Here is a 20,947-nt window from a genome sequence, read left to right on the forward strand (position 1 = left end):
ATGGCACAGAAGGTGCTCGTCTCGCTGGTCGACGACCTCGACGGCAGTGAGGCGGAAGAGACCGTCGAGTTCGGTTTGGACGGCGTCAGCTACCAGATCGACCTCTCTTCGGATAACGCCGAGGAGTTGCGGGACGCCCTCGCCCAGTATGTCGAGCACGCGCGTCGCGCGGGTGGCCGCAAGCGCGCTTCGGTGCGCCCGGTCTCGGGTAAGGGTTCCGCCCGTCCCGCCGCCGTCGACCGCGAGCAGAACCAGGCCATTCGGGCGTGGGCGCGCAAGAACGGTTACGCCGTTTCGGACCGGGGCCGGATCCCGTCCGAGGTCGTCGAGGCCTACCACAAGAAGAACTGAGGATTCTTCAGCTCTCCGGGGGCCGCAGGTCACCGGGAGAGCTGGGGAAACTCCTCGAAGCGGGGTTCCAGCAGAGGCCGCCGGGCGAATTCGCCCGGCGGCTTTCTTCATGTCCGATCACTGTCCGGTGTCCGTCGCGCCGTCCGGGCGTACTCGGCGGGCGGCTGACCCGTCACGGCGCGGAAATCGCGGATGAAGTGCGATTGGTCGCTATAGCCCAGTCGAACCGCCAGACCGGCGTAATCCGGCTCTACTTCCGCGGCGATCCGCTGTGCGGCGTCGTTGAGGCGGTATATCCGGATTGCCCACTTGGGCGTGCAGCCGACGTGTTCGGCGAACAGTCGCTGGAGGGACCGGGTGGTCAGTCCAGTATCCGCGCGGAGTTGGGCCACCCGGGTAATTCCCGGATCCCGTGCGATTGATTCCACGGCCTCGGCGGCTCGCCGAGCGGCGGCCGACAGCTCGGCGGGATTTGCGATCAGCAAGTTGTCGATCGCGCGGACCATTTGCGCGTCATCGGCCGCGGTCCGCACCGATTCCGCGGCTTCGATCGCCTTCGGCCCGAAAACGTCGACGAGCGGGACAGCGCGGTCGGCGATGTCACTCACCGGGCCGCCGAGGAACGCGCGGAAGCACCCGGGCCGGAAACGCACGCCCAAGCCCTGGACGCGGCCTTCGAGGTGGTGGGAAAAGACGTCGTGGGCCGGGCCGTACACACCGGACGCGCCGGGGAAGAACGTCGCGTGCACCGAGAGGTTCGGCAGTACGCGCTGTTCGTGGGGCGGTTTGCCGCGCAGGTCCCAGCGCAGCACCCAGTGGTATTCGACGAACTCGGCGAGTTCGGGCGCGGGTGCGTGCCTGGTCAGCGTGAACATCGTGCGCGCGGTGGCCTCGGCCACGATGCCGCGCGGGATCCGGTGCACGCGTTCACGTTAGCTGTCGCGTTCCTTCAAGACGGCCTCTCGGTGGGTGGATTGGATCGCGGGATGACTGCCGAGCTCATGCGGCCCGCCGCGGCCGAATTCCTCCGGGTCGCCCACGCCGTGGCCGACCTTTCCGCCCCGACGCCGTGCGCCGGCTACGACGTCCGCGGGCTGCTCAACCACCTTCTGTACTGGGGGCCGTGGCTCGTGGCTGCGGGCCGCCGCGAGGACCCACCGTCGCCGGGGGCGGGCGAGGCGGAGTCGTCGCTGGTCACGGAGGACTGGCGCGCGGCGCTGGAGAAGCAGACGGAGACGCTCGTGGACGTGTTCGGGACGCCGTCGGCGTGGGAGGGCATGACGGCGCTGGGCACGGCGCGGATGCCGTCGTCGGTGGTCGGCGACATGGTGCTGGGCGAGTTCGTCCTGCACGGGTGGGATCTGGCCCGGGCCGGCGGGCACGAGCTCCGCTGCGCTCCGGAGGCGGCGACGGCGGTGTACGAGTCCGCGGTGGCGATGGGTGAGCAGGCGCGGTCGATGGGGGTTTATGGGCCGGCGGTTGCGGTGCCTTCGGACGCTTCGGCGTTGGAGCGGGCTTTGGGAGCCTCGGGGCGGGACCCAGCCTGGAGGTGACCCAAGCGCCCGAATGTGGCCTTCGGTGCGCCTGACGCACCGAAGGCCGCCTTGGGTGCGTCAGACGCACCCAATGTGGCCTTGGGGCGCTCTGAGCTCAGCGGGAGCAGGTGCGTGGGCAGCCGGTGCACTCCGGCTCTGCCGGGAGCAGGTACGAGAAGCAGCAGCTCTCGCGGCGCCGCGTCCACTCGCGGTCCGCCAGGCGCAGCGTCGACGCCGACGTCAGCGGCGGGTACCGCGCGTCGAGCACCAACGCCGCGTCGGCGACGCCCGCGCCCTCCGACTCCGGGGTTCCGCCCGCCCGGCCCGCTCCCCACAGGGCGTTCTCCAGGGCGTCGGTCGCCGCGGCCCAGAGTGTCCGGCTGCCGAAACGGCTGTGCGGCCCGTACGCCCGGATGAACTCGGCCGCGTGTGCCGTGTAGCGGGCACGGAGGACCGCTGCCAGGGCTCGCTCGTCGCGGACCACTGTCGCTCCCCGGGCCGCCGAAGCCTGGTCGGTCGGCAAGCAGCAGAACTCGTCGCCGAGCACCGCCAGGGCGTCCGGGTACGGCTGACCCCCGCCGACGTGGAAGGCCAGGTCCGCGGGCCGGAGCGAGGGCACCCGTCGCTCGTGGTGCAGCAGGAGCGCGCCGATCTGCGCCGGGACGTGCAAGTACCACGCGATCAGGTACGCGTCGGCCGTCCGGGGCGGTGCCTCGCCGTACTCGCGCGCCAGCCAGCCGGTCAGGCGAGTGCTCCACTCTCCGAAGAACTCAGGGGCGGCTGAGCAGCGGATCCAGCCCTCCGGGACGTCTTGCCGCAGGCCGAGCCGCCGCAGGGACGGCGCGAGGCCGTCCGCCGTCTCGCGGGTGCTCGGCTGGGTCAACGACATCCTCCTCAGGTATGCCTAACCTAACAGGACTGCGCCGATCGAGTGGCTGTCACCCCGGTCACTTCCAGGGTGCGGACCTGTTCGCGGTGAGCGGACACCGCGCGGATGGCGGAATCCGGGTGGCCGTTCGCACGTTGGGGTTGACGTAAAGGTGCAGGGCAACCTGAAGATGTAAGCATCCGGAAGACCCCACGTCCGGGTGCGGGAAAGACCGCGAACAGCCGTAGTGGTACGCCAGCGCGACCGCTTGGCTACTAGAGTGGTCTCACGGTGCTGAATCCATCGCGGTGAAAGCACGATGGAAACGGGCCGCCGGCGCAGCAGTCGAGGGAGTGCACATGTTTGAGAGGTTCACCGACCGCGCGAGGCGGGTGGTCGTCCTGGCTCAAGAAGAGGCCAGGATGCTCAACCACAACTACATCGGCACCGAGCACATCCTCCTGGGTCTGATCCACGAGGGTGAGGGTGTCGCCGCCAAGGCGCTGGAGTCGCTGGGCATCGCCCTGGAGGGCGTGCGCCAGCAGGTCGAGGAGATCATCGGCCAGGGCCAGCAGGCGCCGAGCGGGCACATCCCGTTCACGCCGCGGGCGAAGAAGGTGCTGGAGCTGTCGCTGCGCGAAGCGCTGCAGCTCGGCCACAACTACATCGGTACCGAGCACATCCTGCTGGGCCTGATCCGCGAGGGCGAGGGCGTCGCCGCGCAGGTGCTGGTCAAGCTGGGTGCGGACCTGAACCGCGTCCGCCAGCAGGTGCTGCAGCTGCTCTCGGGCTACCAGGGCAAGGAGTCCACCGAAACCGGTTCCGGCGGCCGTGGTGAAGGCACCCCGTCGTCGTCGCTGGTGCTGGACCAGTTCGGCCGCAACATGACCGTGCTCGCCCGCGAGGGCAAGCTCGACCCGGTCATCGGGCGCGGCAAGGAGATCGAGCGGGTCATGCAGGTACTGTCCCGCCGGACCAAGAACAACCCGGTGCTCATCGGCGAGCCCGGCGTCGGCAAGACCGCCGTCGTCGAGGGCCTCGCGCAGAGCATCGTCAAGGGCGAGGTGCCCGAGACGCTCAAGGACAAGCAGCTCTACACGCTGGACCTGGGCTCCCTCGTCGCCGGCTCCCGCTACCGCGGTGACTTCGAAGAGCGCCTGAAGAAGGTGCTCAAGGAGATCAAGACCCGCGGCGACATCATCCTGTTCATCGACGAGCTGCACACGCTGGTCGGGGCGGGTGCCGCCGAGGGTGCGATCGACGCGGCTTCGATCCTGAAGCCGATGCTCGCCCGCGGTGAGCTGCAGACGATCGGCGCGACCACGCTCGAGGAGTACCGCAAGTACATCGAGAAGGACGCCGCCCTCGAGCGCCGGTTCCAGCCGATCCAGGTCGGCGAGCCGTCGCTGGAGCACACGATCGAGATCCTCAAGGGCCTGCGTGACCGGTACGAGGCGCACCACCGCGTTTCGATCACCGACTCGGCGCTGGTCGCCGCCGCGACCCTGGCGGACCGGTACATCAACGACCGGTTCCTCCCGGACAAGGCGATCGACCTGATCGACGAGGCCGGCGCCCGGATGCGCATCCGCCGGATGACCGCGCCGCCGGACCTGCGCGAGTTCGACGAGAAGATCGCGAACGTCCGCCGCGACAAGGAGTCCGCGATCGACGCGCAGGACTTCGAGCGGGCCGCCCGCCTGCGTGACGAGGAGAAGACCCTCCTCGGCCAGAAGGGCGAGCGGGAGAAGCAGTGGAAGGACGGCGACCTCGACGTCGTCGCCGAGGTCGACGACGAGCAGATCGCGGAGGTGCTGGCCAACTGGACCGGCATCCCGGTGTTCAAGCTGACCGAGGAGGAGACCACCCGGCTGCTGCGCATGGAGGACGAGCTCCACAAGCGCATCATCGGCCAGGAGGACGCGGTCAAGGCGGTCTCGCAGGCGATCCGCCGCACGCGTGCCGGTCTGAAGGACCCGAAGCGCCCGTCGGGCTCGTTCATCTTCGCCGGCCCGTCCGGTGTCGGTAAGACCGAGCTCTCCAAGGCGCTGGCGGCGTTCCTGTTCGGCGAGGACGACGCGCTCATCCAGATCGACATGGGCGAGTTCCACGACCGCTACACCGCTTCGCGGCTCTTCGGTGCCCCTCCGGGCTACGTCGGCTACGAAGAGGGCGGCCAGCTGACGGAGAAGGTGCGTCGCAAGCCGTTCTCGGTGGTCCTGTTCGACGAGATCGAAAAGGCGCACCAGGAGATCTACAACACGCTCCTGCAGGTGCTGGAGGACGGCCGCCTGACCGACGGTCAGGGCCGCACGGTCGACTTCAAGAACACGGTCCTCATCTTCACGTCCAACCTGGGCACCTCGGACATCTCGAAGTCCGTCTCGCTCGGGTTCGCCGGGTCCAACGACACCGGCACCCGGTACGAGAAGATGAAGCAGAAGGTCAACGAGGAAATGAAGAAGCATTTCCGCCCGGAGTTCCTGAACCGGATCGATGACATCATCGTGTTCCACCAGCTGACGCAGGACCAGATCATCATGATGGTCGACCTGATGATCGGCCGCGTCGAGACCCAGCTGCGCGCGAAGGACATGGAGCTGGAGCTGACGGCGAAGGCCAAGGCTCTCCTGGCCAAGCGCGGCTTCGACCCGGTGCTGGGCGCGCGGCCGCTGCGTCGCACGATCCAGCGCGAGATCGAGGACCAGCTGTCGGAGAAGATCCTCTTCGGCGAGGTCGAGCCCGGCCAGATCATCCTGGTCGACGTCGAGGGCTGGAGCGGCAACCCCGAGGACAAGGACGACCAGGCGCGGTTCACCTTCCGCGGTGAGCGCCGGCCGTCCTCGATCCCGGACGCCCCGCCGGTCAGCATCGGCGCGGGCCACGAGGAGCAGAGCGGCGAAGCCGAGAACGAGTGATCGGCTGAGCAGTACGTGAAGGAGGGCGGTTCCCCGGAAGGGGAGCCGCCCTTCTCGCTGTCCGGGGTTCCGAGCGCCCCAATGTGGCCTTGGTTGCGTCTGACGCACCCAATGCCGCCTTGGGTGCGTCAGACGCACCGAAGGCCACATTGGGGCGCGTGAGACGATGCCCGCGGGCTCGGGAGGGGAATCCGCGTGGACGTGCTGTCGATCGACTTCGGGACTTCCAGCACCGTCGGGGTACTCTCCGCCTTCGGGCGCGGGCCGCGGGCCATCGAGGTCGATGGGTCCGTCACCATGTCCTCCGCCGTCTTCGCCGGTGAGGACGGCCTGCTCGTCGTCGGGCAGGATGCCGAACGGCGGGCTCGAATCGATCCCAGCCGGTTCGAGCCCAACCCCAAGCGGCGCATCGACGAAGGCGTCCTGCGGCTCGGCGATTCCACAGTGGAGATCACCGATGCCTTCGCCGCCGTCCTGCGGAGGATGGGTGAGGAAGCCGAACGGCAGCTCGGCCGGCCGCCCGGGCAGACGCGGATCTCGCACCCCGCCGGCTGGGGCGGCTCCCGGCAGGACGCCATCCGGACCGCCGCCGCCAAGGCCGGGCTCGGCGATGTCCGGCTGATTCCCGAGCCCGTCGCCGCGGCCGCGCACTACGCGAGCATCGGCCACCGGAACACCGGCCCCATCGGCGTCTACGACCTCGGCGCGGGCACCTTCGACTGCGCCGTCGTCGGCGTGTCCCAGCAGGGCTTCGCCGTGCTCGCCGAAGGTGGCCTGCCCGACCTCGGCAGCCTCGACATCGACCAGGCCCTGCTCGTGCACATCGGACGCTCGGTCTCGCACGCCGATCCCGCGCAGTGGCAACGGCTTCTGCGTCCGCAGTCCACCACCGACCGCCGCACCCGGCGCGCGCTGCTGCAGGACGTCCGCGACGCCAAGGAAAGCCTCTCCCGCCACACCCGGACCCACGTGCCGATGCCCGAGCCGTTCGGGGACGTCCTGGTCAGCCGCGACGAGCTCGAAGCGCTCGTGCGGCCCAGCCTGCTGCGCAGCGCCGAACTGCTCGCCGCGACGATCCACCGCGCCGGCCTGACCCCCGCGCAGCTCGCCGGCGTCTACCTCGTCGGCGGGCCGAGCCGGATGCCGTTGCTGGCCACGCTGCTCGGGCGCCAGCTCGGCGTCACGCCGACCACGCAGGACCAGCCCGAGACGGCCGTCGCGTTCGGTCTCCACCACGTCCCGCTGGGGAACACCGCCGACCTCACCGTGCCCGCCTTCGCGCCGGTCCGCCCGCCCGTGACGCCGCCGCGGCCGCAACCCTGGCAGCAGCAACAACGGCCGCCTCAGTACGCGCCGCCGCCGAAGCCGGAGAAGAACCGAAAGCCGTGGCTCATCGCGCTCGCCGTGCTCGTGGTCGTCGCGATCGTCGTGACCGTGATCGTCCTCGCCACCAAGGGCGAGTCCGCAGCCGAGTCCACTGTGGACTGCACGACGACGGCCCAGCGCGATCCAGCCGGGTTCACCCCGTGCCTGCGTTCGCTGGCCGGCACGGTCCCGGACCGCGCCAGCTGCCGGCAGGCCGACTCGGTGGCCCAGTTGGTGCACGCCCAGGCGGCCGTCACCTGCGGGTTCGGCAAGGGCGCCGCCGTCAGCTACTACCAGGGCGTGACCGTCCAGGAGATCGAGGCGGGCGCGAAGCTGCAGATGGGCGACGGCAGCGTCGAGCGCGGCACCTGGGACGGCGGCGGGCTGCACGGCCGGTACGTCGCCGGTGCCGGCAGCTTCGCCGGGATCGTGCTCTTCGGGGCGGACGATCGCCGGGCGGCCGGGCTCTACATCTCGATCGACCGTGCGCGGAGCGCCCCGGACCTCGTCGCCTACTTCACGGGAGAGCTCAAACCCGCCTGACAGCTCACCAGGCCTGGTCCATCCGCGGGCCCTGGCGGTAGAAGTCGTCGTCCGCCACCGGGCCGGGTGGCGGCGCGACGGCCGGCGCTTCGGCGGACCGGTCCTTCAGCACCGAGTCGGTCCGCTCTTCGCGTCGCGGGACCGAAGACGAAGGAGCGGGAGCCGGCTCGAACCGCATCCGCCAGCGCAGCCGGTCCATCAGGTAGCCGCCGCTGCCCAGGGGCGCCAGCAGTTCTCCGGTCCGCTTCGCCGAGTCCCGCTGCGCCTCGACGTAGGTCCGCAGGACGGCGTCGGCGATCTCGTCCGGCGACATCCGCGAGACGGCGTCGGAGAGCCGCAGCCGGGTCAGCACGCCGTCGGTGTTGACCGACAGCGAGACGGCGCCGTCGGCGGACGTCGCCGTCGCCGACAGCGCGGACAGCTCGTCCAGGAGGGCGTCGCGGTCCGGTTTCGGTGGTGGGGCGGCCATCCCGTCATGTAAACACCGTTCAGCCGCTCGTCGGAGTGGTTCGCGGAGGGTGTGCGTCAGATCACCGGAGCGCCCGGCGTACGGCCGAACGGGCGATGCTCGTACCTGCCCGGGACGGCCGGCGCTCTTACCTGCATGAGCACCGTCACGAAGCCTCACGCGCCGACCGTGCGGAGGCAGCTGCGCGAAGCGAAACGCTTCTCCTGGACCGGATTCGCCGTCACGGTCGCGGCGTCGCTGCTCGGCACGCTCGTCCCGGCGGCGATCGGTGCCGGGCCGAACGCGACGCTGGTTTCGACGCTGGTCGTCACGGTGCTGGCGGCCGGCGGGTTCACCGCCAAGGACGGCAGCGCCGCCCGCGGGATCAAGGCGATCGCCATCGTGCTGCTGGCCGTCGGTGCGCTGGTCCTGACGGTGACCGGCGTGACCGTGCTCGACGTCGTCCGCGGCCGCCCGGCGACGTTCCCGGTGGGGCCGGCCGCGGATCCGGCGGCGCTGCTCGTCCCGGAGTCGGTCGCGTGCGGGACGACCCCCGTGCACACGACGACGACCTGCGCGGTGGCGGTCCGCAGCGTCGGCGCCGGCCCGCTGCGGATCAGCGGGATCGAGCTGGACAGCAAGGAGTTCTCCGTGGACGCGAGCGCGTGCGCCGGCGTCGACGTGGCACCGGGCAGGCGGTGCACGCTCGTCGTGAGCTTCACGCCGGCGTGGACCGGCGACCGGGTGGCCGACCTGACGGTGCACCACAACGTCCCGGGCCCGGCGTCGTTCGTGGAGCTCACCGGCCGCGGCGGCTAGCGGACGCTGATCCGGGCCGCCCGCGCCACGCCGACGTGCAGAAGTGCGGAAACCACGGCCAGCAAAGCGATCCGGTACCCGCCGAGGGCACCGGTGACGTTGTAGACCACCACCGACGCCAGGGGCGCCAGCGAGGCGGTCAGCACGATCGGCGCCTTCGGCCCCATGCGCGTCATGCTGACGGCGAACCCGGTGAGCAGCGATGATCCGGCGACGGTCGCGAAGAAGACGACCAGGCCGAGCAGCCACACGCCGAGCCCGCAGGTTTCTTCGCCGCCGTCGCACACCCGGTCGTAGCGGCCGGACATCACGACCCAGAAGAGACCGGTGGCGGCGCCGGTGAGCCCACCGATCGCCCCTACCGCGACGAGTACCCGCGGCGTCGTCAATGCTCCGCGCCCGCGCTGACGGTCAAGTCCGCCGTCGTCTTCGACGCCGTGTCCACCAGGACCTCCAGCGCGTCGGCGACGCGGTCGACTCCGAGCGACGGCGCCGCCTTGCCGGACGCCGCCACCTGCTCGGGGCTGAACGGGACGTGGACGAACCCGCCGCGGACCCCCGGCAGGGTCGAAAGCAGGTGCATCAGCCCGTAGAAGACCTGGTTGCACACGTACGTCCCCGCGGTGTGGGACACCGACGCCGGCACGCCCGCCGCGCGGATCGCCGCCACGCACGCCTTCACCGGCAACGTCGTGAAGTACGCCGCCGGGCCGTCGGGGACCACCGGGACGTCCACCGGCCGCGCACCCGCGTTGTCGGGGATGCGGGCGTCGATCAGGTTGATCGCGACGCGCTCCGGCGTCACGTCGAGGCGGCCGCCCGCCTGGCCCACGCACACCACCAGCGACGGCCGGTGCTCCTCGACCGCGCGCCGCAGCGTGGGCAGCGACGCGGCGAACTCGCACGGCAGCTCCACCGCGGCGATGTCGGCCCGGCGCGCGCCGAGCAGGGAAACCGCCTGCCACGACGGGTTCACCGGCTCCCCGCCGAACGGCGCGAACCCCGTCATCAGCACCCTGGCCATACGTCCTCCCGAAAGCCGTCAAGGCCACCTTACGGGCGTCAGGTGGCCTTGACGGCACTTCAGGGACCACTCAGGCGGCGGGCTTCAGGCCACCCGGGAAGAGGTACTGGTCGGCGGGCTTGCCGGCGCCGTACACCCAGGCGTCGAAGAACCCCTGGAGGTCCTTGTGCGCGACCTTCTCGGTGTACCGCTGGAACTCCTGCATGCTCGCGTTCCCGTCGCGGTGCAGCGACGGCCAGGTCTTGAGAACCCGGTCGAACGCGGGCTGCCCGACGTAGTTGCGCAGCGCGTGCAGCATCATGGGGCCCTTGGAGTACACCGACGTGAACTCCTTGCCGGGCCCCATGTCGTACAGCTTGCCGTTCCAGAACGCCGTCGACGCCTTCTTGACGTCGTCCGCGTACTGCTTGTTCAGGTCGACGCCCTCCTTCGCCTCGTCCCAGAGCCACGTCGCGTACGACGCGAAGCACTCGTTGAGACAGACGTCGCGCCAGTGCGACACGGCCACCGAGTCGCCGTACCACTGGTGGGCGTTCTCGTGGACGATCGTCGGCACCGTGCCGGCCCAGCCCGCGGAGTAGATCGGCCGGCTCATCGTCTCCAGCGAGAAGCCGATCTGCTCGTTGAGGAAGATGCCGCCCGCCGCGTCGATCGGGTACTTGCCGAACTTCGACTCGAGGAAGTCGAGGATCTCCGGCAGCCGCGCCTCGGCCTGCTTCGTCGAGTCGGGCACGCCCGGGGCGAACGCGCTGACGATCGGCGTGCCGTCCTTGCGCTTCTGCCGGTCGAAGGTCCACTTGTCGATCGCGACCGTCGTCATGTACGGCACGATCGGCGTTTCCTCGGCCCAGACGTGCGTGGTGCCGCCCGGCGCCTTGAACGACGGCTTCTCGCGGCCGTTGGCGATCACGCCCCACTCGTCGGGCACGGTGATCGCGAGGTGGAACGTGGCCTTGTCGAGCGGGGTGTCGTTGACCGGGTACCAGGTGGTGGCCGACCTCGGCTCGCCGGCGGCGAACGCGCCGCCCGCCCGTGCGTACTGCCAGCCGTTGTTGCCGAGCACCGGGTCGTCGATCGGCTCGGGAACCCCGTGGTAGCCGATCCGGACCTCGAAGTGCTCGCCGCGCCGCAGCGAGCGCGACGGCGTGATGACCAGCTCGTGGTCGCCGGTCCGGCTGAACTTCGCGTCGCGGCCGTCGACCTTCACCGAGTCGACGGTCAGGCCGCGGAAGTCGAGGTTGAACGAGCTGAGCGCCTGCGTGGCCCGCGCGGAGATGTCCTGCGCGCCCTTGAGCTGGTGCGACGCGGGGTCGTAGCTCACCTTCAGGTCGTAGTCGGCGACGTCGTAGCCGCCGTTGCCGTCCTGCGGGTAGTAGCTGTCGCCGGCGCCGTCGCTGCCCGGCTTCGCGGCGCCCCAGTCGTTCCCGGCGGCCGCGACCCCGCTGCTCAAGCAGATGCCGGTGAGCAGCGCGGCGGCGAGCACGACCGGTTTCTGTCCCCTCATGAACGCTCCTGTCTGGGGTGGACGTGAAATCGCAACGTATCGCCACAAAGGTGCCATCCGGCGGGGTGATGTCGCATTTGTCCGGAAGATCAGCACTTCCGTCGGTGCCGCTCCGGCCATCCGCCCCCGGCGCCCCGGCGTGGTCTGGAAAGCTGGACGCATGCGCGTCGCGCTGCTGGGCCCGCTGCGGGCGACCGATGACGAAGGCACGCCGATCGACATCGGCGGCGCCCGCCTCCGCATGCTCCTGGCCAGGCTCGCGCTGGACGCCGGGCGCGCCGTCCCGGCCGACGCGCTCGTCGACGGCCTCTGGGGTGCCGAACCGCCCGCCGACGCTGCCAACGCCCTGCAGTCGCTGGTCTCCCGGTTGCGGAAGGCGCTGCCGGTGGCCGTCGAATCGGGCCCGGGCGGCTACCGGCTCGCCGTGGCCAGCGAAGACGTCGACGCCGAGCGGTTCGAACGACTCGCCGCCGACGGCCGCCGGGAGCTCGCCGCGGGCCGGGACGCCCGCGCGGCCGAGCTGCTGGCCGAAGCCCTCGGGCTCTGGCACGGCGGCGCGCTCGCCGACGTCCTCGACGCGCCGTTCGCGCCCGCGCCCGCCCGCCGGCTCACCGAGCTGCGGGCCGAGGCGGCCGAAGACCGGTTCGACGCGCTGATCCGGCTGGGCGAGCACGCCGGCGTCCTCGCCGACCTGGCCGCCGCGGCCGACGCCGATCCGCTGCGCGAGCGGCTGGCCGGGCTGCGGATCCGCGCGCTCTGCGCGGCCGGGCGCCAGTCGGAGGCGCTGGCCGTCTACACCGGGATCCGCCGCACCTTGGCCGACGAGCTCGGCGTCGACCCGTCGGCCGAGCTGCAGGAGATCCACCTCGCCGCGCTGCGCGGCGAGTTCGCGCCGCCGTTGCCGGTCACCGACCGGCTGCCGACCCGGCTGACCACCTTCATCGGCCGTGACGACGAGCTCAAGCTGCTGGCCGAGCTGCTCGGCGGCGCCCGGCTGGTCACCCTGGCCGGCCCGGGCGGGGCGGGCAAGACGCGGCTGGCCACCGAGGCGGCGTCGCGGCACCCGGCGCACGCGCGCGGCCGGGTCTGGTTCGTGCCGCTGGCCGGCGTCCGCGATTCCGCCGACGTCGTCGGCGCGGTGGTCAGCGCGCTGGAGGTGCGCGACATCCGCAGTGCCGACACCGAGGTGCGGCGGCGGCCGGACCTGCTCGGCCACGCCGTCGAGGTGCTGGCCGGCGGGGAAGCGCTGCTGGTGCTGGACAACTGCGAGCACGTCATCGACGCGGCCGCGAACCTGGCCGACGAACTGCTGAGCCGGGTGCCCGGGCTGCGGATCCTCGCGACCAGCCGGGAGCCGCTGGCCATCACCGGCGAAGCGCTCTGCCCGCTCGGGCCGCTGCCCGTGCCCGCCGAACGCGCGGCGCCCGCCGAAGCCGCCGAGCTGGACTCGACGCGGCTGTTCCTCGACCGGGCGAGCGCGGTCCGGCCGGACTTCGTGCTCGATGAGTCCACTGTGGACGACGTTGGCCAGATCTGCCGCCGGCTCGACGGGATGCCGCTCGCGCTGGAGCTGGCGGCCGCGCGCCTGCGGTCGATGACGCCGGCCCAGATCGCCGCCCGGCTCGACGACCGCTTCCGGCTGCTGACCTCGGGCAGCCGCACGGCGCTGCCGCGGCAGCGGACGCTGCGCGCGGTCGTCGAGTGGAGCTGGGACCTGCTCACCGAGCCGGAGCTGGTGCTCGCGCGGCGGCTCGCGGTGTTCCCCAGCGGTGCGCCGATGGACGCCGTCGAGCGGGTCTGCGCGGACGAGCTGCTGCCCGCCGTCGACGTCCCGTACGTGCTCGGCACGCTCGTCGAGAAGTCCATAGTGGACACGGTGAACCGGGGCGGGGAGCCGCGGTACCGGATGCTGGAGACCCTGCGAGCCTACGCCGCCGAGCGGCTCGCCGAGTCCGGCGAGCGGGACGCGTTCCAGCGCGCGATGGCGCTCTACTACGTCGGCCTGGCCGAGTGGGCGGAACCGTTGCTGCGCACCGGCGAGCAGCTGTCCGCGATCGACGTCTACGAGGCGGAGTCGGCCAACCTGACCGGTGCCCTGCGCACGGCCATCGAGATGTCCGAAGTGGACATCTCGGTGCGGTTGCTCAACGGGTTGTTCTGGTACTTCACCATCCTCGGGCAGGGCGAACGGGCCGAGGAGTTCATCGACGCGGTGCTCGGGTTCGGTGACCGGCTGCCCCCGGACGTCCTGGCGGCGTACCGCGCGATCACACGGCTGTTCCACCAGATGCCGTCCCGGTTCCCGTTCGAAGGCGTCCGCGACCTGATCGACGAGTGCGTCCGCACCGGCGCGGTGGGGAAGTACCCGGGGCTGGCGGTGGCGCTGCCGATGCTGGCGTTCCTCGGCGGCGACCGCGAGCTGGCGATGCGGGAGGTGCGCCGCTCGCAGGCCGCCGACGACCCGTGGACCCGCGCGGGCGGGTTCTGGGTCGAGAGCTTCCTGCTCGACGACGCCGGCGACATCGAGGGCGCGGACCGGGCGCGGGACCTGGCGTACGCGGGCTTCCGGGAGGTCGGCGACCGCTGGGGCACGGCGATGACGTTGAGCTTCAAGGCGAACGCGTTGTCGCAGGACGGCGAGGGCGAGAGCGCGATCGAGGTGTACCAGCAGGGGCTGGCGCTGTCGATGGAGCTGCGCTCGCGGGAGGACGTCGTCCAGCACTGGTGGCGCCTGGCCGTCGAACGCGCCCGGGTCGGGGACATCGAGGGCGCGTGGCGCGACCACGAGGCCGCCGAGCGCTACGGGCAGGGGGTCGAAAACCCGCAGCAGCGGGCGATCCTGATGTTCGGCCGGATCGAGCTGTGCCTGCGCGGCGGGCGGCTGGCCGATGCGCGCGCGGCACTTGCCCGGCTCCAGGCACTGACGTGGGAGACCGCGTTCCCCGAAGGCATGGGCGTGGAGTGGGTCAGCGCGTTCGAAGGGCGGCTCGCGCTGGCCGAGCACCGGCCCGAGCAGGCCGAAGCGCACGTGACCAAGGCGATCCTGGCGACCCGCGACCGCGGCGACATGCCGGATCTCGCCGGCGCCGTGGAGCTGCTGGCGCTGGTGCGCGGGGAGCAGGGCCGGCCGGTCGAGGCGGCTCGCCTGCTGGCGACGTCGGCGCTGATCCGCGGCCGGTTCGACCTCGGCAGCCCGGAGGTTCGCGAGCTGATCGCCCACCTGCGCGCGGAGCTTTCCGACGCGCGGTACGAAGAACTGGTCGCGTCGGTGCGTGCCATGTCCAAAGAGGACGCCATCGCCGAGGTCTACACGGCAATAAGCTGAAGGGGACGTCCTCGCGGACGTCCCCTTCAGCTCCCCCTGGCGCGACTCACCCCCGTGTGCCGGCGCCTTCTCAGACCCGCCGGCGGTAGGCCCAGGTGGCCAGCGGGAAGAACACGATCACCGCGCCGGCCATCCAGGCGAGCGCCCCGGCCAGCGGACCGGCGACGGCGCCGCCGTTCATCAGGCCGCGCAGCGCGTCCGCCATCAGGCTGACCGGGCTGATGTCCGCCCACGCCCGCAGCCAGCCCGGCATCGTCGACGTCTGGACGAACACGTTGCTGCCGAACGTCAGCGGCATGATGAAGACGAACATCAGGGCCTGCGCCGAACCCGGCGACTTCATCACCATGCCGACGAACACCGAGCCCCAGCAGAAGCAGAGCCCGAACGCCAGCGCGAGCAGGATCGCCACCGCGAACTCGCCCGGGCTGGTCGCGATCCGGTAGCCCATGATCGTCGCGACGACCATCAGCACGACCAGGCAGACGACGTACCGCACGACGTCGGCCAGCACCGCGCCGATCAGCGGGGCCGACCGGGCGATCGGCATGCTGCGGAACCGGTCGAAGACACCCTTGGTGATGTCGGTGTTGAGGTTCGTGCCGACCGAGAGGCAGGCCTGCAGGATGTTCATCACGATGATGCCGGGCACGACCATCTGCAGGTACGCGTCGGTCGAGCCGGACAGCGCGCCCCCGAACAGGTACACGAACATCACCAGGAAGATGATCGGCATCAGGGTGACGTCGGCGAGCTGTTCGGGGTTCTTGCGGATCTTCAGGATGCCGCGCCAGGCCAGCGACAGCGCGTGGCCGAGTCCCTTGGCGGGGCTGATGTGCCGCGGCGGGGCCGGGCGGTCGAGCGCCAGCGTCGTCATGCCAGGCTCCCTTCGAGATCGCGGGTGATGTCCTCAGTGGACTCTTCGGCCGCATGTCCGGTGAGGGCGAGGAACACCTCGTCGAGGCTGGGCAGCCGCAGTGCCAGCTCGTCCGCGGTGATCCCCGCTTCGTCCAGCTTGCGGACCAGGGTGGACAGCAGCACCGGGTCGTTGACCGGCGCGGTGAGCAGCCCGGTCGCGTTGTCGCGGGTCGGGTGCACGCCGGTGAGGTCGCCGAGGATCCGGTTGACGGCGTCCATGTCGGACAGCTGGGTCGGCCGGACCTGCAGCGTCTGCCCGCCGACGCGGCGCTTGAGCTCGTCGGCGCGGCCGTCGGCGACGACGCGGCCGTGGTCGAACACGGTGATCTTGTCGGCCAGCTGGTCGGCCTCCTCCAGGTACTGCGTGGTCAGCAGCACCGTCGCGCCCTCGGCGACCAGGCCGCGGACGACGTCCCAGACCTCGTTGCGGGCGTGCGGGTCGAGCCCGGTGGTCGGCTCGTCGAGGTAGAGCACCTCGGGCCGGCCGACGAGGCTGGCCGCCAGGTCGATCCGCCGCCGCATGCCGCCCGAGTAGGTCCGGACCGGCCGCTTGGCCGCCTTGGCCAGCTCGAACCGCTCGACCAGCTCGACGGCGCGGGCCTTGGACTGGGCGCGGGAGTGGCCGTACAACCGTCCGATGAGGACGAGGTTTTCGATGCCGTTGAGGTCCTCGTCGACCGACGCGTACTGCCCGGTCAGCCCGATCAGGCTGCGGACCCGCACCGGGTCGGTGACGACGTCGAAGCCGCCGACGGTCGCTCTGCCGGCGTCCGGTTTCATCAGCGTCGCCAGGATGCGGACGGCGGTCGTCTTGCCCGCGCCGTTCGGCCCGAGCACCCCCACGACCTGCCCGAACGGGACCTCGAGGTCCACCCCGTCGAGCGCCTTGGTGTCCCCGAAGTGTTTGACCAGGCCCTCGGCCTGGATCGCGTGCGACATGGGCGTTCCTCCTTCACTGTCGCTATTGGCTTCACTGTGTCGGCCGGCGCTGGCAGGGCACGCACAGCGCGCTGGCAGCCGCTGGCAGCCGCTGGTGGAGATCTTGTGGAGGAGTTGCCGGCGCCGGGGCCGGGCCGCCGCGGTCTCGGCATACTCGGCACATGACCGTTGCGGAAGAGACGCGAGTCCGGCGGAAGTATCCGCTGGTCACGGCCCTGTTGGTGGTACCGCTGGTGCCGCTGGCGGCCCTGGTCGCGCTGCGCCTGATCGGCTACGACGGCGGCTGGTACACCCTCGTCGCGTTGTCGCTCACGCCGTACGTGGCGGCCGCGAGCGTGCTGCTCGGCGGGCTGGCGCTGGCGCTGCGGCGCTGGTGGGTCGGCGGGACCGCGCTGGTGCTGGCCATCGTGCTGGCCGTTTTGGTGCTGCCGCGGCTGTCGGCGAGCGAGCAACGCGAAGTGCACGGCAAGACACTGCGCGTGCTCGCCTCGAACCTCCTCTACGGTCAGGCGGACCCGAAAGCCGTCGTCGACCTGGTGCGCGAGCAGCGGATCGACGTGCTGAACCTGGTCGAGCTGACGCCCCGCGCGGTCGACGGCCTGACCGCGGCCGGGCTGTTCGAGGCCCTGCCGTACCGGGTGCTGCACCCGGCGCCCGGCGCGTTCGGCTCGGGGATCGTGTCGCGCTTCCCGCTGAAGGAGGTCAACCTGACGGGTGACTCGGCGGCCAAGCAGCCGGGTGCGCAGGCCGACCTCGGCGACGGCGTGGTGGCCGAGATCGTCGCCGTCCACCCGATCTCCCCGGACGTCGACACCCCGCAGTGGGAGCGCGAGATCAAGGACCTTTCCCGCGCGGCCGGCGAGCACGGCCTGCGCATCCTGGCGGGCGACTTCAACGCGACGCTGGACCACGCGGCGTTCCGGACGGTGCTGTCCCGCGGCTACAACGACGCGGCGGAGGAACGCGGCTCGGGGCTGGCGCCGACGTGGCCGTCGTCGTCGCCGGTGGTGACGATCGACCACGTGGTGGTCGACAACCGGGCGGCGGTCCAGGACTACCGGGTGTTCGACGTCGCGGGCAGCGACCACCGGGCGGTGTTCGCCGAAGTCCGTCTGCCGTGACGCCGGTCGTGAGCGGCAAACAGTGTTCGGGCGAACCGTCTTTTGCCGACCTGCGGCTCGCTCGCGGAAACCGCGAGCCGAACTGGCCTCAAGGCCTGATCCATCGGGCAGTAGGTCACCAAATGCCCGTTCGCTCTAACCCTGTTTTCCGCTCACGAGGGCCCGCAGCGTTTCCAGCGCCCCGGCCGGGATCGAGACGCCGCGATTGTGGCGGATCTCCGGCTCACGCGGGTTGATGCGGATCAGCGCGCCGGTCGCCGCGCTCGCCAGTTCGCTGTAGCGGCGGACCGTCGGGACCGCCTGGCCCGCGCCCAGCTCCACCACCACGAGGTCACGCGCGGTGCGGCGCCACGTCGTCAGCTCGTCGAGCTGGGCCTGGCTGCGGTCCGGGACCCAGTCGAAGTCCCCGAACATCAGGATGTTGGGCCGGGCGAGCCCGCCGCACCGCGGGCACGACGGCAGCGGCGGCACCGCCCGCATCGTCTCTTCGTCGATGGCGACTTCGACGTCGGCGGGCCAGATGTCCGATGTGCACCTGGAAAGGCACTGCAGGTGGTGGATCGAGCCGTGCGCCTCGGCGACGTGCTCGAAGCCCGCCTCCTGGAACTGACCGTCCACATTGGACGTGAAGACGCGGGTGCCGCCGGGCGGGCCGAAGCCGAGCAGCAGCCGGAAACCGTCGTGCGGCACGGTCTTCCGGTACAGGTTCAGCCGGTGGCCGTAGAAACCCCAGGCCAGCTCGGGGTCGTCGGCGAAGTGCCGCGGGTCGGCCAGCTCCTCGAACCGCAGCCCCAGCCGGGCGTACGGCGGGTACGCGCGCCAGAACCCTTCGCCGCCGCGGAAGTCCGGCAGCCCGGAGTCGACGCCCATCCCGGCGCCGGCGCAGATCAACAGCGCGCCGGCGCCGTCCAGGAGCTCCGCGGCCCGGCCGAGAGCGTCACTCACCCGGCTGCGAACCGAGGACGACCTCGAACTCCAGCAGGTTCGCCCCGGTGGACACGGGCTTGGCCCGCTCACCCGAGTGCGCCGCCGCGGCCGGGCCGCCCTTGGCCCACGCCTGGTAGGCCTCTTCCGTCTCCCACTTCGTGTAGACGAAATAGCGCGTCTCGCCGGAAACCGGGCGCAGCAGCTCGAACCCGAGGAACCCGGGCTGCTGGTCGACGGAGTGCATCCGGGCGGCGAACCGCTTCTCCAGCTCGGGGCCGGCGCCTTCGGGGACCTCGATCGCGTTGATCTTCACGACACTCATGCCGTCCAGCGTACGGATTCAGCCGCTCTGGTCATCCTGCCGGTCCGCGCGGGCCCGCGTGAAGAGCAGCGGCAGCCGCCGCACGACGTCGCCCATGAGCTTGACGAAGTTCCGCTCGGCGAGCCGGTCGTCGGCACGCAGCTGGAACGCGCCGACGACGGTGACCAGGAGCACGGCGCCGACGACCACGACCGGAAGGGCCCAGAGCGCGAGGACGCGACCCGCGACCAGCAGCAGGGCGACCACCACGACCACGACGGTCAGGTAGAACAGGCCGGAGAACCACGGCGACCGCAGCCGCCGGGCCTCGCGCCGCTCGAACGCGCTCGCCGACAGCTGCCGCGACACCGCCTCCACCTCGATGGCGTCCTGGCCGACGACGTGGATCCGCGTCGCGCCCCGCGGCGTGATCGAGATCGTGACGCCGCACCGGGGACAGCGCACGGCGTCCGGTTCCCCGATGGAGTCGCAGTGCGGGCACACCAGCTCGTCGTCGGCCATCGGTCCATCATGGCGACTTCGCGACGGCGGGAGAAGGCCCGTTCAGCTGCGCAGTGAGCCCGGGAAGAGGTCCGCGTCCGCCGGGAGCTTCGTGCCGCGGAACCACTCGTCGAAGAACGACCGCAGGTTCTGGCCGCTCACCTGCGTCGCCATCGTCTCGAAGTCGGACCACGACGCGTTGCCGTGGCGGTAGCGGGATGGCCAGTCGTGCAGGAGGCGGTTGAACGCCGGGTCGCCGAGGCGGCGGCGCAACGCGTGCAGCGCCAGGATGCCCTTGTTGTACACGCCCTCGAACTCGTGGCCCTGGCCCATGCCGACCAGCTTCTGCGCCCAGAAGTCCGTGCTGCCGCGGGTGATCTCGATCGCCGCGCGGTAGCGGTCGTCGAGGCTCTGGCCCTCGCGCTCGGCCCACAGCCACTGCGAATACGACGCGAAACACTCGTTCAGGCAGATGTCCGACCAGTTCCGCAGCGACACCGAGTCGCCGAACCACTCGTGGGCGTTCTCGTGCACCAGCGTCGGCAGGTCGGCCCACTTCGCGTACGTCGGCCGCGTCTGCGTCTCCAGCGAGAAGCGGACGTCCTCGTCCAGGAAGATCCCGCCCGCCGCCGACTGCGGGTACGGCCCGAACTTGCCGCTCAGGAAGCCGAGCACCTCGGGCAGGCGGCCGCCGATCGCGCGGCGGTCCTCGGTGCCGGGCGCGTACGCGGTGACGACCGGGGTGCCGTCCGGCAACGTCGACCTGTCGACAGCGAACTTGCCGATCGCGATCGTCGTCAGGTAGCTCGCCACCGGGTTGGGCTCCGTCCACGTCCCCGGCGGGCCCTCCCGGCCGTTCGAGACCACCGTCCAGCCGGCCGGGACGTGCGCGGTGAGCGTGAAGGACGCCTTGTCGCGCGGGGTCTCGTTCACGGGGTACCAGAACGCCGCCGAGTGCGGCTCGCCGACCATGTACGCGCCGCCGTCGGCCGAGTGCTGCCAGCCGTTCTCGCTGCCGCCGTCGTGGGGTGTCTTCGCCGGGTCGCCGCCGTAGCGGACGCGGGTGCGGAACGTCGTCCCGGCGCGGATCGGTGCCGCCGGCGTGACGACCAGCTCGAACGCCTTCTCGCGGGCGAAGTGCGCCGGCTGCCCGTCGACCTCGACGCTGTGGACGTCGAGCCCGCGCAGGTCGAGGTCGAACCGGCTCAGGTCCTGGGTGGCCTTCGCGGTGACCGTCGTGTCGCCGTCGAGGTGGCCGCTCGGCGGGTCGTAGGTCGCGTCGACGTGGTAGTTCAGGGCGTCGTAGCCGCCGTTGCCGTCGTCCGGGTAATACGGATCACCGGCGCCGGCCGCGCCCGGCGCCGGATGCATGTCGGGTGCCGGTTGTTTCAGCGGGAGGGGCGCCGTGACGGCGTCACCGCCGCAGGCCGCGGCGACGATCACCGCGGCGCAGAAGGCGAGGGCGGCGAGTCGGCGGCGCATACGGCCCAGCCTAGGTCATGCTCCGCGATCGTTCGGTCACGTTCCGCACCAGCGGTTT

General features: G+C 71.4%; 19 protein-coding genes. 7 read left to right on the plus strand and 12 right to left on the minus strand.

Annotated elements, in window-relative coordinates; translation table 11 throughout:
- Positions 1 to 351, plus strand: coding sequence for a histone-like nucleoid-structuring protein Lsr2 (locus ACZ4TR_RS04365; RefSeq protein WP_285477099.1), 351 nt, complete (start codon positions 1 to 3; stop codon positions 349 to 351).
- Between the two features lie 107 nt (positions 352 to 458).
- Here ACZ4TR_RS04365 and ACZ4TR_RS04370 read toward each other — a convergent pair whose 3' ends face one another.
- The gene (locus tag ACZ4TR_RS04370) at positions 459 to 1,226 is read right to left on the minus strand and encodes an AraC family transcriptional regulator (protein WP_465286293.1); all 768 of its coding nucleotides are present in this window, start codon (positions 1,224 to 1,226) and stop codon (positions 459 to 461) included.
- A 111-nt stretch (positions 1,227 to 1,337) separates the two neighbouring features.
- On the opposite strand from ACZ4TR_RS04370, the gene ACZ4TR_RS04375 reads away from it, so the two are divergent.
- Entirely contained in the window at positions 1,338 to 1,904 is a 567-nt protein-coding gene (locus ACZ4TR_RS04375; protein WP_465285701.1) for a TIGR03086 family metal-binding protein, read from the plus strand.
- Between the two features lie 97 nt (positions 1,905 to 2,001).
- Here ACZ4TR_RS04375 and ACZ4TR_RS04380 read toward each other — a convergent pair whose 3' ends face one another.
- Complete coding sequence (locus ACZ4TR_RS04380) at positions 2,002 to 2,775, minus strand: (2Fe-2S)-binding protein (protein WP_465285702.1); 774 nt, start codon at positions 2,773 to 2,775, stop codon at positions 2,002 to 2,004.
- Positions 2,776 to 3,113: 338 nt separating this feature from the next.
- Between ACZ4TR_RS04380 and ACZ4TR_RS04385 the strand changes: the two genes are divergently transcribed.
- Together ACZ4TR_RS04385 and ACZ4TR_RS04390 are read left to right on the plus strand one after the other, a co-directional pair.
- A complete protein-coding gene (locus tag ACZ4TR_RS04385; protein ID WP_364526791.1) occupies positions 3,114 to 5,672 on the plus strand; it encodes an ATP-dependent Clp protease ATP-binding subunit in 2,559 nt (852 codons plus the stop codon).
- Between the two features lie 195 nt (positions 5,673 to 5,867).
- Entirely contained in the window at positions 5,868 to 7,580 is a 1,713-nt protein-coding gene (locus ACZ4TR_RS04390; RefSeq protein ID WP_465285703.1) for an Hsp70 family protein, read from the plus strand.
- Positions 7,581 to 7,584: 4 nt separating this feature from the next.
- On the opposite strand, the gene ACZ4TR_RS04395 is transcribed toward ACZ4TR_RS04390, so the two are convergent.
- Positions 7,585 to 8,049 (minus strand): YbaB/EbfC family nucleoid-associated protein, encoded by a 465-nt coding sequence (locus ACZ4TR_RS04395; protein WP_465285704.1) that lies wholly within the window; start codon positions 8,047 to 8,049, stop codon positions 7,585 to 7,587.
- A 135-nt stretch (positions 8,050 to 8,184) separates the two neighbouring features.
- Here ACZ4TR_RS04395 and ACZ4TR_RS04400 point away from each other — a divergent pair, with 135 nt between their 5' ends.
- Complete coding sequence (locus ACZ4TR_RS04400) at positions 8,185 to 8,847, plus strand: Ig-like domain-containing protein (protein ID WP_465285705.1); 663 nt, start codon at positions 8,185 to 8,187, stop codon at positions 8,845 to 8,847.
- Here the strand turns inward: ACZ4TR_RS04400 and ACZ4TR_RS04405 are convergent.
- The 3 genes from ACZ4TR_RS04405 to ACZ4TR_RS04415 form a co-directional block, all read right to left on the minus strand.
- Positions 8,844 to 9,236, minus strand: coding sequence for a hypothetical protein (locus tag ACZ4TR_RS04405; protein WP_465285706.1), 393 nt, complete (start codon positions 9,234 to 9,236; stop codon positions 8,844 to 8,846). The two genes, ACZ4TR_RS04400 and ACZ4TR_RS04405, sit on opposite strands and share 4 nt — an antisense overlap.
- Complete coding sequence (pcp, locus tag ACZ4TR_RS04410) at positions 9,233 to 9,871, minus strand: pyroglutamyl-peptidase I (protein ID WP_465285707.1); 639 nt, start codon at positions 9,869 to 9,871, stop codon at positions 9,233 to 9,235. The genes ACZ4TR_RS04405 and pcp overlap by 4 nt, the downstream gene beginning before the upstream one ends.
- 70 nt (positions 9,872 to 9,941) lie before the next feature.
- Positions 9,942 to 11,375, minus strand: a complete 1,434-nt coding sequence (locus tag ACZ4TR_RS04415) for a M1 family metallopeptidase (RefSeq protein ID WP_465285708.1) — start codon at positions 11,373 to 11,375, stop codon at positions 9,942 to 9,944.
- A 160-nt stretch (positions 11,376 to 11,535) separates the two neighbouring features.
- On the opposite strand from ACZ4TR_RS04415, the gene ACZ4TR_RS04420 reads away from it, so the two are divergent.
- On the plus strand, positions 11,536 to 14,700 hold the full coding sequence (locus ACZ4TR_RS04420) for an AfsR/SARP family transcriptional regulator (RefSeq protein ID WP_465285709.1): 3,165 nt from the start codon (positions 11,536 to 11,538) through the stop codon (positions 14,698 to 14,700).
- A gap of 70 nt (positions 14,701 to 14,770) precedes the next feature.
- On the opposite strand, the gene ACZ4TR_RS04425 is transcribed toward ACZ4TR_RS04420, so the two are convergent.
- Complete coding sequence (locus ACZ4TR_RS04425; protein ID WP_364526777.1) at positions 14,771 to 15,577, minus strand: ABC transporter permease; 807 nt, start codon at positions 15,575 to 15,577, stop codon at positions 14,771 to 14,773.
- A complete protein-coding gene (locus ACZ4TR_RS04430) occupies positions 15,574 to 16,557 on the minus strand; it encodes an ATP-binding cassette domain-containing protein (RefSeq protein ID WP_465285710.1) in 984 nt (327 codons plus the stop codon). Before ACZ4TR_RS04430 ends, ACZ4TR_RS04425 begins: the two co-directional genes overlap by 4 nt.
- Positions 16,558 to 16,718: 161 nt before the next feature.
- Here ACZ4TR_RS04430 and ACZ4TR_RS04435 point away from each other — a divergent pair, with 161 nt between their 5' ends.
- Positions 16,719 to 17,678 carry an endonuclease/exonuclease/phosphatase family protein gene (locus ACZ4TR_RS04435; RefSeq protein ID WP_364526773.1) on the plus strand — a complete coding sequence of 320 codons (960 nt, stop codon included), beginning with the start codon at positions 16,719 to 16,721 and terminating at the stop codon, positions 17,676 to 17,678.
- 135 nt (positions 17,679 to 17,813) lie between these two features.
- Here ACZ4TR_RS04435 and ACZ4TR_RS04440 read toward each other — a convergent pair whose 3' ends face one another.
- From ACZ4TR_RS04440 to ACZ4TR_RS04455, 4 genes are read right to left on the minus strand one after another with little or no spacing between them, the layout of a single operon-like run.
- A complete protein-coding gene (locus tag ACZ4TR_RS04440; protein ID WP_465285711.1) occupies positions 17,814 to 18,623 on the minus strand; it encodes an SIR2 family NAD-dependent protein deacylase in 810 nt (269 codons plus the stop codon).
- On the minus strand, positions 18,616 to 18,927 hold the full coding sequence (locus tag ACZ4TR_RS04445) for an antibiotic biosynthesis monooxygenase family protein (RefSeq protein ID WP_285477085.1): 312 nt from the start codon (positions 18,925 to 18,927) through the stop codon (positions 18,616 to 18,618). Before ACZ4TR_RS04445 ends, ACZ4TR_RS04440 begins: the two co-directional genes overlap by 8 nt.
- A gap of 18 nt (positions 18,928 to 18,945) precedes the next feature.
- Positions 18,946 to 19,428 carry a hypothetical protein gene (locus ACZ4TR_RS04450; RefSeq protein ID WP_465285712.1) on the minus strand — a complete coding sequence of 161 codons (483 nt, stop codon included), beginning with the start codon at positions 19,426 to 19,428 and terminating at the stop codon, positions 18,946 to 18,948.
- A gap of 42 nt (positions 19,429 to 19,470) precedes the next feature.
- Entirely contained in the window at positions 19,471 to 20,889 is a 1,419-nt protein-coding gene (locus tag ACZ4TR_RS04455) for a M1 family metallopeptidase (protein ID WP_465285713.1), read from the minus strand.
- Between the last annotated feature and the right edge of the window lie 58 nt (positions 20,890 to 20,947).

The organism is Amycolatopsis sp. NPDC028719 (assembly GCF_055565395.1).

Excerpts from the sequence above, each read along its gene's own strand:
- ACZ4TR_RS04365 (WP_285477099.1), top strand. The coding sequence starts at position 1 with ATGGCACAGAAGGTGCTCGTCTCGCTGGTCGACGACCTCGACGGCAGT.
- ACZ4TR_RS04370 (WP_465286293.1), bottom strand. The coding sequence starts at position 1,226 with ATGTTCACGCTGACCAGGCACGCACCCGCGCCCGAACTCGCCGAGTTC.
- ACZ4TR_RS04375 (WP_465285701.1), top strand. The coding sequence starts at position 1,338 with ATGACTGCCGAGCTCATGCGGCCCGCCGCGGCCGAATTCCTCCGGGTC.
- ACZ4TR_RS04380 (WP_465285702.1), bottom strand. The coding sequence starts at position 2,775 with ATGTCGTTGACCCAGCCGAGCACCCGCGAGACGGCGGACGGCCTCGCG.
- ACZ4TR_RS04385 (WP_364526791.1), top strand. The coding sequence starts at position 3,114 with ATGTTTGAGAGGTTCACCGACCGCGCGAGGCGGGTGGTCGTCCTGGCT.
- ACZ4TR_RS04395 (WP_465285704.1), bottom strand. The coding sequence starts at position 8,049 with ATGGCCGCCCCACCACCGAAACCGGACCGCGACGCCCTCCTGGACGAG.
- ACZ4TR_RS04400 (WP_465285705.1), top strand. The coding sequence starts at position 8,185 with ATGAGCACCGTCACGAAGCCTCACGCGCCGACCGTGCGGAGGCAGCTG.
- pcp (WP_465285707.1), bottom strand. The coding sequence starts at position 9,871 with ATGGCCAGGGTGCTGATGACGGGGTTCGCGCCGTTCGGCGGGGAGCCG.
- ACZ4TR_RS04415 (WP_465285708.1), bottom strand. The coding sequence starts at position 11,375 with ATGAGGGGACAGAAACCGGTCGTGCTCGCCGCCGCGCTGCTCACCGGC.
- ACZ4TR_RS04420 (WP_465285709.1), top strand. The coding sequence starts at position 11,536 with ATGCGCGTCGCGCTGCTGGGCCCGCTGCGGGCGACCGATGACGAAGGC.
- ACZ4TR_RS04425 (WP_364526777.1), bottom strand. The coding sequence starts at position 15,577 with ATGACGACGCTGGCGCTCGACCGCCCGGCCCCGCCGCGGCACATCAGC.
- ACZ4TR_RS04430 (WP_465285710.1), bottom strand. The coding sequence starts at position 16,557 with ATGTCGCACGCGATCCAGGCCGAGGGCCTGGTCAAACACTTCGGGGAC.
- ACZ4TR_RS04435 (WP_364526773.1), top strand. The coding sequence starts at position 16,719 with ATGACCGTTGCGGAAGAGACGCGAGTCCGGCGGAAGTATCCGCTGGTC.
- ACZ4TR_RS04445 (WP_285477085.1), bottom strand. The coding sequence starts at position 18,927 with ATGAGTGTCGTGAAGATCAACGCGATCGAGGTCCCCGAAGGCGCCGGC.
- ACZ4TR_RS04450 (WP_465285712.1), bottom strand. The coding sequence starts at position 19,428 with ATGGCCGACGACGAGCTGGTGTGCCCGCACTGCGACTCCATCGGGGAA.
- ACZ4TR_RS04455 (WP_465285713.1), bottom strand. The coding sequence starts at position 20,889 with ATGCGCCGCCGACTCGCCGCCCTCGCCTTCTGCGCCGCGGTGATCGTC.